The organism is Microvirga tunisiensis (assembly GCF_009296175.1).
Taxonomy (GTDB): Bacteria; Pseudomonadota; Alphaproteobacteria; order Rhizobiales; family Beijerinckiaceae; genus Microvirga; species Microvirga tunisiensis.
Genome location: NZ_VOSK01000193.1, coordinates 1 through 12,755, shown reverse-complemented (window position 1 = coordinate 12,755; position 12,755 = coordinate 1). Strand labels below are relative to the sequence as shown.

8 protein-coding genes and 2 pseudogenes are annotated in these 12,755 nt (G+C 55.3%); 5 read left to right on the top strand and 5 right to left on the bottom strand.

Annotation, left to right across the window (positions count from 1 at the left end; all coding sequences use genetic code 11):
* The 5 genes and pseudogenes from FS320_RS28980 to FS320_RS28955 form a co-directional block, all read left to right on the top strand.
* Positions 1-284: pseudogene (locus tag FS320_RS28980) on the top strand (integrase core domain-containing protein); the annotation flags it as partial.
* 257 nt (positions 285-541) lie between these two features.
* The gene (locus FS320_RS50325; protein WP_338105530.1) at positions 542-2,614 is read left to right on the top strand and encodes a PAS domain-containing protein; all 2,073 of its coding nucleotides are present in this window, start codon (positions 542-544) and stop codon (positions 2,612-2,614) included.
* Positions 2,592-3,302: a sensor histidine kinase gene (locus tag FS320_RS50320; protein WP_338105529.1), complete on the top strand. Its 711-nt coding sequence runs from the start codon at positions 2,592-2,594 to the stop codon at positions 3,300-3,302. Before FS320_RS50325 ends, FS320_RS50320 begins: the two co-directional genes overlap by 23 nt.
* Positions 3,268-3,888, top strand: a complete 621-nt coding sequence (gene fixJ / locus FS320_RS28960; RefSeq protein ID WP_162003309.1) for a response regulator FixJ — start codon at positions 3,268-3,270, stop codon at positions 3,886-3,888. Before FS320_RS50320 ends, fixJ begins: the two co-directional genes overlap by 35 nt.
* 174 nt (positions 3,889-4,062) lie before the next feature.
* Positions 4,063-6,795: a heparinase II/III domain-containing protein gene (locus tag FS320_RS28955; protein ID WP_152715732.1), complete on the top strand. Its 2,733-nt coding sequence runs from the start codon at positions 4,063-4,065 to the stop codon at positions 6,793-6,795.
* A 117-nt stretch (positions 6,796-6,912) separates the two neighbouring features.
* Here FS320_RS28955 and FS320_RS28950 read toward each other — a convergent pair whose 3' ends face one another.
* The 5 genes and pseudogenes from FS320_RS28950 to FS320_RS28930 form a co-directional block, all read right to left on the bottom strand.
* Positions 6,913-7,521 (bottom strand): protein phosphatase CheZ, encoded by a 609-nt coding sequence (locus FS320_RS28950; protein ID WP_244627459.1) that lies wholly within the window; start codon positions 7,519-7,521, stop codon positions 6,913-6,915.
* A 111-nt stretch (positions 7,522-7,632) separates the two neighbouring features.
* Positions 7,633-8,016 carry a response regulator gene (locus FS320_RS28945; protein ID WP_036353862.1) on the bottom strand — a complete coding sequence of 128 codons (384 nt, stop codon included), beginning with the start codon at positions 8,014-8,016 and terminating at the stop codon, positions 7,633-7,635.
* Positions 8,017-8,065: 49 nt separating this feature from the next.
* Positions 8,066-8,554 carry a chemotaxis protein CheW gene (locus FS320_RS28940; RefSeq protein ID WP_152715731.1) on the bottom strand — a complete coding sequence of 163 codons (489 nt, stop codon included), beginning with the start codon at positions 8,552-8,554 and terminating at the stop codon, positions 8,066-8,068.
* A gap of 2 nt (positions 8,555-8,556) precedes the next feature.
* On the bottom strand, positions 8,557-11,352 hold the full coding sequence (locus FS320_RS28935) for a hybrid sensor histidine kinase/response regulator (protein ID WP_152715730.1): 2,796 nt from the start codon (positions 11,350-11,352) through the stop codon (positions 8,557-8,559).
* Between the two features lie 759 nt (positions 11,353-12,111).
* A pseudogene (locus FS320_RS28930) lies at positions 12,112-12,624 on the bottom strand (response regulator transcription factor); the annotation flags it as partial.
* Between the last annotated feature and the right edge of the window lie 131 nt (positions 12,625-12,755).

Below are 12,755 nucleotides of genomic sequence, written 5' to 3'. Positions count from 1 at the left end.
CCAATGGTCTCGTGGAGCGCTTCAACGGGCGGGTGCAGCGCGAGGTGCTGGGCATCACCATCTACAGCCATCGGGACCTCGAGACGCTGCTCAAGGGCTTCAATCAGGCCTATAACAGAAGACGTCAACGCGTGCTCAAGGGGCGATCCCCGGATGAGGTTGTGCGAAGCCGCCTGGCTGCCGAGCCGAAGCTCGCCAACCGCCGCTACAAGCCACCCGATGCAGACGCGTTGCCGCCAGCCCTCCAGGTCATCGCTCATGCCAAGGAGGTCTCGCATCCAGACAACTACCTCCCGATTACCCCCGAAACAATGCAGCATTGCCACTATAAACGTTATGCAATGTCATATAGTAGCAGTTTCAATGCTTCGCGTTTCTCGACGCGACAATATTGCTCCTGGTTCAGTCGATTTTTCGATTGCTGACTTCATGGCATTCATGCAATCGCAACGGTGACTTTTATTGCCGAATGGGCATATCAATATTGTTGTTCAAGGCGATTCTCCGCCATTAAGCTTAGATCCTGCATGCAACGCAGCACATGGGTTGGGGGGTAATGACTCATACTTCTGCGTTAAATGACAGATTCAATGTGCGATCGGGTCGAGATGCTCGCCAGGTCGCTGATGCCGGCCGCGTTCTCAACTCAATTCGCGACTTTGCATTGATCACGCTCGACCTCAATGGAAACATTGTATCGTGGAACCGGGGCGCGGAACACATCTACGGCTGGGAAGCAGATGATGTTCTGGGTCTCCACTACTCTCTCCTTTATCCATCGGATGATCTGAGCAAAAATAAATCTGGTCAGGATTTGAGAGTTGCCAGGAATCTGGGCCATTACGGAGATCATGCTCGCTGCACGACCAAGGAAGGTTTCCATCTCTTGTGCAGAGTGACGATGGATGCCGTCGAAGATGGATCCGGAGATATATGCTGCTTTGTTCTGACAGCCCGCGATGTCAGCGGTTTCATGGCTGCAGAGGCCGCGCTGAAAACCCAGGAGGAACGGTACAGAGCCCTGATCGAGGCGAGCGCGGCGGTGGTCTGGCGCGCCTCGCCAGATGGCTCGATCATCGATGGCGCATCAGGCTGGGGAAGCCCGGATAGTCAAGCCCTGAGCGATCTCAAAAATTATGCTTGGCTGGAGAATGTCCACCCCGATGATCGTGAACGGGCAACGTCGACTTGGCTGGAGACGCTTGCATCCGAAGAGCCCGGCACAAGTGAATATCGTATCCGCAAGTCCAGCGGCGAGTATCGCTGGGTCCTGACGAGAGCGGTTCCCCTTCGGGATCCCGATGGCGTAGTGCAGGAATGGGTTGGCACGGTCGCTGATATTCACGAGCAGAAGTCAGCGGCCGAGCGGCTGCGCCAGAGCGAAGAGCAGTATCGCGCTCTAATCGAAGCGAGCGCCGCCATTGTCTGGCGCGCGACGACGGACGGCTCGATCACGAAGGTCTGGGGGTGGGAGGCGTTCAGCGGTCAGACCAAAGGGGAATACACAGGTTACGGGTTCTTGGAAGCCGCTCATCCGGATGACCGCGACAAGCTGTTCACCCAGTGGCAGGCTGTTCGGACCTCGAACGAGCCGTGCATTTTTGAGTATCGTGTTCAGCACTCGGACGGGAAGTATCGCTGGGTGCTGACGAGAGCCGTTCCCCTTCTGAACGAAGATGGGGCTGTCGTGGAATGGGTGGGCACGGTCACCGACATTCATGACCAGCGATTGGCGGAAATGAAACTTCGCAGCAGCGAGGAACGCCTGCGCTTGGCCATTGAAACGACGGCTCTCGGGATCTGGGATCAGGACCTCGTGACCGGTCGTCGTCAGTGGATGCCAGAAGCCCGCCAGATCCTGGGCTTGGCACCGGATGTCGGCATCACCCGAGAGATCGTCCTCGGGTGTGTCCATCCCGACGACCGCGAGCATATGGAAAAGACATTCTATGCGGATGAACCTGGTGCCAGCTTAACCTATAGCGGTACGTTCCGGGTCATTCGTGCGGACACTGGCGGCGAGCGATGGGTTACCGCGATCGGCCGCACCATGGTCGATGAAAGTGGCCGGCCCATTCGCAAGATCGGAACGATCCAGGACATCACGGAACGAAAGCTGGCAGAAAATGCCCTACGCTCCAGCGAAGAGCGGCTGCGCACGAGAGAGGCTCACCTCAGGTCCATTCTTGAGACCGTCCCGGATGCCATGATTGTCGCGGATGAGAGCGGCATTATTCGCTCCTTCAGTGCCACGGCCGTGCATATGTTTGGATATCATCCGGAGGAAGTCATCGGGACCAATGTCAAGTTTCTGATGCCCCTCCCCTATAGGGAGCAGCATGACGGCAATATCCGCCGTTACCGCCAGACGGGGGAGCGCCGCATCATCGGAAGCGGTCGTGTGGCTGTTGCCCAACGCAAGGACGGCTCGACCTTTCCCATGGAAGTTCAGGTTGGCGAGATGGAATCAGATGGGCAACGCTTCTTCACGGCCTTCATTCGCGACCTGACCGAACGCCAGAGGACCGAAACGCGGATGCAGGAATTGCAATCCGAACTCGCCTACATGTCCCGCTTCACGGCCTTGCGAGATGGGATCGACCCTGGCCCATGAAATCAACCAGCCTCTGACCGCGATCACCAGTTATCTCAAAGGCTGCGGAATGATCCTGAGCGGCATAGAGGGCGAGAAGGTTGCCCTCGTCCGGCATGCGGTGAACGAAGCGGCCGAAGAGGCCTTGCGTGCTGGCGAGGTCATCCGGCAGTTGCGCGAATTCGTGGCTCGTGGAGGCAGCGAGCACCAGATCGAGGGGCTTCAGCGACTTGTCGAGGAGGCCAGCGCCTTGGCTCTGGTCGGCGCCAAAGAGAAAGAAGTAAAGGTCGAGTTTGACTTTCCATCGGAAAACCCGTTGGTCTTCGTGAACCGCGTTCAGATCCAGCAGGTTCTGCTCAATCTCATCCGCAATGCCATCGAGGCGATGCAGGACGTGAGCCTGCGTGAACTGATGATCAGGGCCAGAGCCATACAGTCTGACTCTCTCGTTCAGATAAGCGTGCAGGACACCGGATCGGGGATCCCGCCGGAGGTCTTGAAGAACCTGTTCAAGCCGTTTACGACCACGAAACAGAGTGGCATGGGGGTCGGCCTCTCGATTAGCCGAACGATCGTGGAATCTCACGGCGGCAAGATCTGGGCAGAATCGATCCCCGGGGAGGGAACAACCTTCCATTTCACGCTTAGAACTGTCGATAAGGAGGACATGGCCAGTGTCGAACACGCCGATCGTGTATGTGGTGGATGATGACGTTGGAGTGCGAAAAGCTCTTTCGTTTCTGCTGGTATCGGCTGGCCTGAACGTTCGCCTCTACGAGTCTGCAAAAGCATTTCTCGACGAGGTCAAAGACCCGGGCAGATGCTGTATCGTTACGGACGTGCGCATGCCTGGTATCGATGGCTTGGAGTTCATTCGCCGTCTCCACGGTCGTGGGCTTAATGTTCCGGTTGTCGTCATGACAGGCCATGCCGACATTCCTCTCGCCGTTGAAGCCATGAAAGCGGGAGCTATCGATTTCCTCGAAAAGCCCTTCAGGGAAGATCGGTTTCTGGAAGTGGTGCGCTTCGCATTGGTGTGCGACGAGAAAAGCGTCCGCAAGAACCAAGAACTTCTTCGGACGCAAGCGCGACTGCAGTCGCTATCTCAACGGGAGCGCCAAGTGCTCGATGGCCTCGTCGCCGGAAAAGCCAATAAGATGATCGCCCACGAGCTGAACATCAGCATCCGTACGGTGGAGATCCATCGTTCTAATGTGATGTCAAAGATGGAAGCGAAAAGCCTATCCGAACTGATCCGCATGGCTTTGTTTCTTGAGGTCGCGACCGGAAGCTAAGCGAGTAGGCCGGAATCGATGCCCAAAATCGAGGCGGCACCAACTCACAGTCCAAGTTTCAGTGCAAAGAATAGGTCGCTCTCATCAATAGCTGTACTGCAGCTAGAGACTGAACTGATAGAACTCCGTGCACTCTCGCTCAATAACGTTTCTCGATAAGGCTCTGGTATCTGCATGCCTGAAGTTAGACGCATTCTCCCGGCTCTTCGCGACCAGGCTGCGGAAGATTCGCCGAGCCCTACCGGCGACATTCATGTCGTTTCAAACCACAATCGTTGGTCCCGTATCGTCTTTGACTTCAAGGATGTTTCCGGCGACGCGTGGTGCGAACTTAATTTTCAGATCGCCTGGCATCAGGAAGAGGAGGCTCGAACCGTTCATGACTTTGCATCCGTCGGCATCGACTTCTTGACGGGAGACGGGTCAAGCATCGACTTCGCGTATGTTCCAGGGCTGTCGAGAACTCAGATCGACCCTCATAGCTACTACATAGCTGGACCCGCTTACTATGATCGAAGCAGCGATCATTCACATTCAAGCCAGGTGAAGTTTAACTTTTTCATCCCAGCTCCGGCACAGCACCTGACCGTCACAATTCGCAGTTGGCGTAACTCGCATCCATTTACGATCAGCGATCTCAAAATCCACCAGATCGTTCAGACGCGGACGGCTGTTCAGGATCAGATAGTACCGGTTTCACGTCGCACTTGGTGGGACCTGAGCACAACACCGCGGTGGCAGAGCTACGGGATAGTTCCAGGGCATCCACTTGTTGTACGAGGACAACTCATTAATGAAAACTCAGAAAGCGATGGGGCTCTGGCCCATGTCATTTTCCGGGACGAGAAAGGCGAGGAGCTTGCACCTCCCTATGAAGGAGTTTCATCCTCTCCTGCAATTGGAACCTTTATCGACATTCCGATCCACCGGCAGGCAAGGCGTTTCACCCTTGAACTGACACCTCCTTCACAAGCAGCAACAGTCGAACTCGGCTTTCAGGTCCGGAGAGATGAGTCTCTGATCCGTTTAGTAACACCCCTTGAAGTCTCGATTGGGGACGATCTCCTGCTCGAGCATATTCTAGGAGAAGACAATCCAAGCCCACTCAGTTTCGTGGAAGAGGTGTGCGATCGGCTCCGATGCCTGCCAAGCTCCGAAACCTTTAAGATGCGTGCGAGTTTGGTTGATCAATTCATTGATCCCGAAACACTCGGATCTCTCTTCACCTTTCACGATGGTCTCAGGGCCGTTCAACATGGCGAAGCACCGACAATTGCCGATCGCACCTTAGTTCTATGCGGCCTCGAGCCATGGCCCATTCCTGAGGCCATAGAGTGGACGGAAGATCCTTATAGATCTCCAGCTTGGCGCCTGGAATTCCAATCGCTCTCGTGGCTTCTCGATCTTGCAACAAGGCCGCAACTCGGCGGCTACGCGAGAGCCGCGGATCTTGCAATTTCCTGGACACAATCCAATCCTTGGGGACAGCCCAGGGATGCTTTAAGCACTTATCCTTTATCGATGGCTGTGCGCGCGGAGGTGTTTCTGCACCTGCTGGCTTTAGGCGCAACCTCGAAGAGCGCCAAGGATATCAAACGTCAACAAAAGCTCTTCGCGGAGATCATAAGATATGCCTTCGCGCTATCGGAGATCGTAAGTCAGAATATCTTCTCACCTTCAATCATTCAACTGCGCACAGCGTGCACACTGCTTGCTATATCCCGTGCAACTCGCCGCTTTCCTCTAGCTTCATATTGGAAATCCGTTGCCCTTACCCAGCTCCGTAGCGGGTTCGATCAACTGATCGGGCATGAAGGTTCATCCATCGAGCAATCTCTTCATCACCGACTTGAAATCGTCTCCATCGGCTTGCTTCTGGTACACAGCCTCAAGGATATGCTGGAGACCAGCGAGTTCCGAGAACACCTTAATGCACGGCTGAAGGATAGCCTTAAGATCATCGTTGGAATTACAGATCCTGCTGGCATGCTTCCGGCTTTGGGCGATACGCTTCGCGGCTATCATCATGCATCCTGGCTGCGTCGATTGATCTCCAATTACGGCCGATCTCTCCTATCCGACCCAAAGCTGACAGAAGAATTATCGTATCCAACAGGTCCACGGATATTTGTCTCCGAAGGAGATGGCATCGTCGCCTTCAGAGACTATGAGCGCAAGCCGCATTGGAGCTATTTGTGTGCATCATTCGGTGAGCAGCGCCATGAGAATGGCCATTTCAATTGCTCATCCTTTGTTTACACAGCTCGAGGCATCCGATGGATTACAGATCCGGGCGGCTCAGGCCTTCATGATTCCGGCTCAACCCGCCAATATTTAACATCTTCGAAGGCCCACAATATCGCCATTCCCGATGGACGCGATCAATCATCAGGCTTTGGGTGGATCGAGGCCAGAGCATCACTCAACAATGCGAACATCATACGTATTGGCACGAATGTATACGGCCCGGGTTACGAGCACGGACGAACCATCATATGCCTTGATAATCTTGACGCGATCGCCATCTTCGATCGCTTCAGAAGCTCTGGAGATTCCATCTCATTCGATGGGATTCTTCACTTCGAAGAGAATGTAGCAGTCGCTTTGGCGAACCCAGGTTTAGCGCTCGGCTTTCGCAATAAAAGTCGATTACGCATCATCCCGCACGTGATGACGGGGCAGTATAGCGGCATGGGTATAGACAATGGCCGCAATGACCGCCCAGGATCTCTGCAGGGCTTTGTCTCTCACCCCCTGGGAGGCCTCCAGCCTGCCAACGTACTGACCTACAAGTTCTCTGGCTCCGGCGATGTCTGCGGAGGGATGATCCTTACCATTAATGAGCATGGGCTTCGACGGATCATGGATCTGATGGCGGAACAAAAGGTTAGAGAGCTGCTGACATGACATCGTGAAGCATCATTGCAGCATGTGCCTCGGAGCATTCTATCGACCGCGATCGACCTCAAAGGGGAGGCCCGAACTCTGGCAGCCCGGGCATCCTCTTAGGGATAAAAAGATGCGTCAGTCGAAAAGGGCATCGATGGCGTCCTGAGACGTCACGCCCTTGTCACTTGCAAGAGCAGGACCGTTCAGGAGAGCCGCCTCCCCTCGCGGCTTTGAATCGTCTAGGGTTTCGACATCCTTGAAGCTCTCAAGACCGCCCCAGATGTCGATCATATGATGAACGCGCTCTTCAACGAATCTCATGGCATTGACGACCTTTCTGATACGTTGTCCGGTAATATCCTGGAAATTACAGGCTTCGAAGAGGCTGATTACGTGATCCAGGATCTCGCGGGCAATCTCTTGATCTCCTCCAGATAGACGTGATGATAGATTGCTGGACAGATCATCAATCTTCTCGGCTGCGGCGAGAATTGAATTGGTCGCCGTCTCGGTGCCGAGAACGATGGCCCCGAGTTCATCAGTTACCCTTGTGATTTCTTGCCCTTGAGCTCCAGCATAGCGAAGAGTCGCAATTTCTCTCTTCGTTCGACTGATAGCCTCATAGATCGAGTCGAGCTCCACCTTCAGGCGAAGAGCTTCCTGCATGTCCCGCCGATGTTCTTCGAGCAGAGAGGTCGAGATCTCGCGCGCTGGAACGATCGATTCCTTGATCGTGCCGAGCATGCTCATAATCTCAGAGTGCCGATCGTGGGCTCCTTCATCATCCGAGAGCGCACCCATACTCGCTTCGATACGATAGCTTTTCCGTGGCTTCATGGCCTTGCTCGTAATCACTTATCCGCTGAAGACAGCGCTAATTTTCGTCCGCAGCGTCTCAGCATTGAACGGTTTGACAATGTAGTTGTTGACGCCGGCTTTCTTAGCCGCGACGACGTTCTCGGTCTTCGCCTCCGCGGTGACCATGATGAACGGAAGTGAGCTCAGCTCAGCATCGGAACGCACCTGTTGCAGCAGCTCATAGCCAGTCATAGGGGCCATGTTCCAATCCGAAATCACAAGGCCGTATTTCTTGGCTCTCAGTTTCTCCAACGCCGCCTGCCCATCGGAGGCGTCGTCCACATCATTGAAACCGATCTGCTTAAGGAGATTGCGAAGAATTCTGACCATCGTCTGGTAATCATCGACGACGAGAACAGGGGTAGAAAGATCAAGACTCACGGGGTTGCATCCTCAACAAAACAGAGGTGGGATAGGTTCGTAGAACCGCTTATGCGGCTTCCCGCTCGGTTTCGAACGCCAGAACGGCGTCGACATCGAGGACGATCAGTAGTTTGTCGTGTAGCTGATGCACCCCCTGCGATAGGCCAACCCAGCCTCGGTCCATGTGAACCGGGTTGGGCTGCATCTCATCCGGGTCGAGCTTAAGCACCTCTCCCACTTCATCCACAAGCAAGCCATAAGCCTCCCCGTGGTTTTCAAGACCGACTGCCATTCGCCGTTCTGCACTGCTCGAATCCCCTAGGCCTAGACGTCGGCGGAGCGAAACAGCGGTAACGACACGGCCGCGCAGATTCAGAAGACCCGCGATTTCTCCTGGCGCCAGTGGAACAGTCGTCATCTCACTGACGACAAAAACATCATGAACTCGGCTTATCGGAAGTCCGAGAAGTTGCCCTGCAACCGTGACCGTTACAAACTCCAATTGCCTGGAGGTCGCCTTCGTTCCACCGGATGTGATCGATTCGATCGGTTTCATTGTTATGCAGCCTCTTCAAGCGAAGTGTTGAGCTCAGCCAGTGCGGAGAGCAGACCCCGTCGATCGATCTTCGAAACGATCTCGGAGATCCGCAGCTTTCTCGCCAAGGCGATCTGCTGCGCATCAGGCTTGACAGTCATTCCGATAACAGGTGTTGCGCTATGGTGCGGGTCTGCCCGCAGAGAAGCGACAAGTGCGAACCCTGAATGTCCTGAGAGCTCCAGATCCGTCACGATCACATCAACCTGTAATCCATTGGACAAGAGACGCACTGCCTCCTGGGCCGTTGGCGCAGTCTGAACGCGGTAGCCTGAGGCCTTAAGGACTGGGACCAGCATGTCCCGGAAGAAGGTCGAACTATCGACCAGGAGCAGGGACTTGTCCGATCCGTCGCGTCGATCTTTGCGAGACCAGGTCTCGAGGACTAAAGGAAGATAATGCGCAATGTTAACGATCTCAGTCGTGCGGCCACGCACAACCGCGGAGCCAACCAGATCGGAGCGCTCCGCAAGGAGCTCGACGTCGAGCTTATCTTCGACGATGTCCACGATCTCGGCAACTGCTAGACCCATAGACACATCGCCATCGGAGAACACCAGAAGGGATTGCATTCCCTGCCGCTTGATCGCGAGCTCCTCGTCGCAGGATACCAGTGGCATCAAGCGTCCACGATATTGGACGACCGGCCGACCGCTCGACCATTCGATGGTGGAAGCCTCGATTTCCTCGAGCCGCGTCACCAAAGAAAGCGGAACCGCTTTAAGGCTTTCCCCACCGCCACGGAAGACAAGCAGGCTTGTCATCTCGTCGGCCGCCGCGGTCGTCTGCTCAAGGCTAGCGTCACTCTGGAATTCGTTGCTGTCAGCTTCCGAGCCAACCATCCGGGCAAGCCCGTTGGGATCGATGATGAGCACGACGGCGCCGTCACCTAGAATCGTGTTACCGGAGAAAAGCTGAATATGTCTCAGCTTAGACGACATCGGCTTTACGATGATTTCTTCGGTATGGAAGACACCGTCAACAAGAATGCCGAAGCGCTGATGGGCAACCTGCGTCACAACGACGAAGCCACTGTTCGCATCCTCATTCCCCGAAAGCCCCATGACCTTCGACAGCGGGACAATCGGCAGCAACCGGTCGCGCAGACGGAGAATGGGTGTCCCGTTAATGCGTTCGATGGAGTGTTCTGACGAGGGCGATACCCTTACAAGTTCGGAGACGGCGACCTGAGGAATAGCGAAGCGCTGATCCTTGGAGGCCACGATGAGCGCCGCGACGATAGCCAGCGTCAGCGGGATCTTGATCGTGAATGTCGTACCACGGCCCTGCTCGGAACGGATATCGACGGTTCCGCCGATCAGCTCAATATTCGTCTTGACGACGTCCATGCCGACGCCACGACCCGACACTGAGGTGACCTTTGCCGCTGTCGAGAAGCCAGGATGGAAGATAAACTTGGCCACCTGCGCATCGCTCATGCGCTCCACTTCGGCGTCGCCTGCGATGCCTCTTTCTACGGCCTTCTTCCGGATAGCAGCGAAGTTCAACCCCTTGCCGTCGTCGGAGATCTCGATGGTGATCGAGCCACCCTCATGATAGGCATTGAGGCGGATTGTTCCTTTCTCAGGCTTTCCGGCTGCCTTGCGATCGGCAGGGTTCTCGATACCGTGGTCGGCCGAATTGCGGACCATGTGAGTGAGAGGGTCTTTGATGACCTCCAAGACCTGGCGATCGAGCTCGGTGTCGGCGCCCTGCATGACAAGCTCGATTCTCTTCGAAAGCTCGTTGGAGAGATCGCGGACGACACGCGGGAGCTTCTGCCATGCATTACCGATAGGCTGCATGCGGGTCTTCATGACACCGTCCTGCAACTCGGCCGTCACCTGCGACAGGCGCTGCAATGGCACCTTGTAACCGTGATCCTCAGAGCTTCTCCGGGCAATCTCAAGCAGCTGATTTCGGGTCAGAACAAGCTCCGACACCATGGTCATCAGGTGCTCAAGCGTGTCCACGTTGACACGAATGGTCTGGACTTTCCCCGCGATCCCTTCGCCGCCTTCGCTTGTATCCGAGGACTCGGCACTCTTCTTTGGCACCTGAGAAAGAGGCGGCGGAGCGGCCGCCTCCTGAGCGCTCGCAGCAGGTTTTTCGATAACAAGAGGGATGGGACCCGGTGCCTCGCGGAAGGCGCGCTCAAGTTCGTCGAGGGAAACCTCGCCGGACTTCAAAGGGCGTTCGAGCACTTGATACGTCAGCGTACCGGAGGTTGATGCCTTCCCCGGTCCAGGCGCCTCCTGGAAGGCCCGCTCGAGCTCGTCCAACGAGACTTCTCCCGGCTTCAGCTCACGTTCAAGAACCTGATAGACCATTTGGCCGGACGATTGCGGCGGTGCCGGCTGAGGAGCGACCTCCGGGGCAGGAGCTTCCTGCGACGCCATCTTGTCCAGCATCTCGATGAGATCGTTGTCAGACCCTTCCGGCTCTGCGCCTTGGCGCTCTAGCTCACCCAGAATTTCCTTGATCCGGTCAAGGGTCGCAAGAATCAACGAGACGGCGGGAGTCGTAACGGGCATACCGTCGCGGAATTTGCACATGAGGGTTTCGGCAGCATGCGCAAGCGCCTCAAGACGTGGCAAGCCAAGAAACCCACAGGTCCCTTTAATGGTATGAACCAGACGGAAGATGTTACTGAGGATAGCTTCGTTATTAGGATCTTGCTCGAAGCGGACCATCTCCACGTCGACCGTTTCGAGATGCTCGTTGGTCTCGGTTAGAAACTCAAGAAGAAGGTCGTCCATTGCGGTATCTCAACTCTTGCTACGTGAACTGACGGGCACAGATCATCAAGCCCCTCAAGATGGATGAATCATGCGGCCTTCACGCCGGCAGTAAAGTGCTGAACTTCATGTCCATGCTTGGTAGATCGAAGGTCGGGAACCTGATCCGCGCTCAAGATCCAAGCAACATCCAGTCCGACCGTTGATGTCGCTGAGTTGAGATCTGCTGTGTACTTATTGTCATGCCCTGCCCCGATACGCCTTGTTCACTGCGCCAGATTTTTGCTGGTGTTCTTGTTGGGCTAGCCTGGGACAGTTCGGCGACTTCTGGAGTCGAGAACAAAGATCCTGTGCGCTTACCCTATCCTTTCAGCCTCACTCATGACGTTAGGGAATAATAAGTCTCTGTTTCCTGCAATAAAGTTAACAGACAGGGGGCCGTCCAATTAATTTCAGAACTCAAGTCAAATGACGACGAGCTTCTGCGGTTACATTCGGCGCCAGCTAGCATATCGGCGCAATCGAGGGAGCAATCGCCATCACGCAATGAGACCAAGCGCTTTCTTCCAGCGTGCCGGTCCTGAATATAAGAGTGCGAAATCCAGATTCTTTCGTCTGAGATGTGCGTGATGATCGCATCACGATGGCTGGCAACGAACAGCCACCCGGGAAAGTTCTACCTTTCTCGGGCGGCCTGTTACTATCTTTTTGATTGGAAAGATTATACCTGCTTGCGGCTCTACCGCTCCATTATTTCCAGCAAGCCGTTAAGCATCAGATCTAGGAAGCCGCACCGACGTAGGAGTATCCGATGTAACGCTTTGCGTCGATGGGATCATACCCAAGGCGCTGTCGGAGCTTTTTACGCAGTTTGCTGATATGTCCTTCCACGACACTGTCTTCGACATCGTCGCTGTAGATCCCATAAACCGCGTCGAAGATCTGCTTCTTGGTCAGACGATGGCCTCTCTTCCGGACCAAGTACTCGAGAATGTGCCGCTCACGGCATGGGAGCGCCAGAGGCAGACCATCAACCTCCGGATCGCGACCGTCGAAGAAGACCTTGAGCCGGTCAGCATCATTCTGCGTTTTCTTTCCAGCATTCGCATTCACCCGCCGCCAAACCGCCTCTGAGCGGGCCAGGATCTCCCTAACCAGGATCTCCCTAACATGGACGGGCTTACGGACGACATCGTCGAACTTTGCCGTGAAGAGTTCCAGCGTCTCTTCGAGAGAGCGAACATCGCTCAGTGCGATGATCGGCGCTTTGGAATAACGGCGAATGCTTTCGGCAGAGTGAGGTGGCTCGGTTTGGTTGAACAGCGTTTTCGGTTCGCTAAGTGGAGCGTCTGCCGGGGTTACGCTGCCGCGCGTTGCGGAAGCGGGTTGAAGTAGGCCTGATCGGGCGTGCTCCGGTCAAGGCT

Coding starts and splice junctions, on each gene's coding strand:
- FS320_RS50325 (WP_338105530.1), top strand. CDS start 542: ATGGGTTGGGGGGTAATGACTCATACTTCTGCGTTAAATGACAGATTC.
- FS320_RS50320 (WP_338105529.1), top strand. CDS start 2,592: ATGGGATCGACCCTGGCCCATGAAATCAACCAGCCTCTGACCGCGATC.
- FS320_RS28955 (WP_152715732.1), top strand. CDS start 4,063: ATGCCTGAAGTTAGACGCATTCTCCCGGCTCTTCGCGACCAGGCTGCG.
- FS320_RS28950 (WP_244627459.1), bottom strand. CDS start 7,521: ATGCTCGGCACGATCAAGGAATCGATCGTTCCAGCGCGCGAGATCTCG.
- FS320_RS28940 (WP_152715731.1), bottom strand. CDS start 8,554: ATGAAACCGATCGAATCGATCACATCCGGTGGAACGAAGGCGACCTCC.
- FS320_RS28935 (WP_152715730.1), bottom strand. CDS start 11,352: ATGGACGACCTTCTTCTTGAGTTTCTAACCGAGACCAACGAGCATCTC.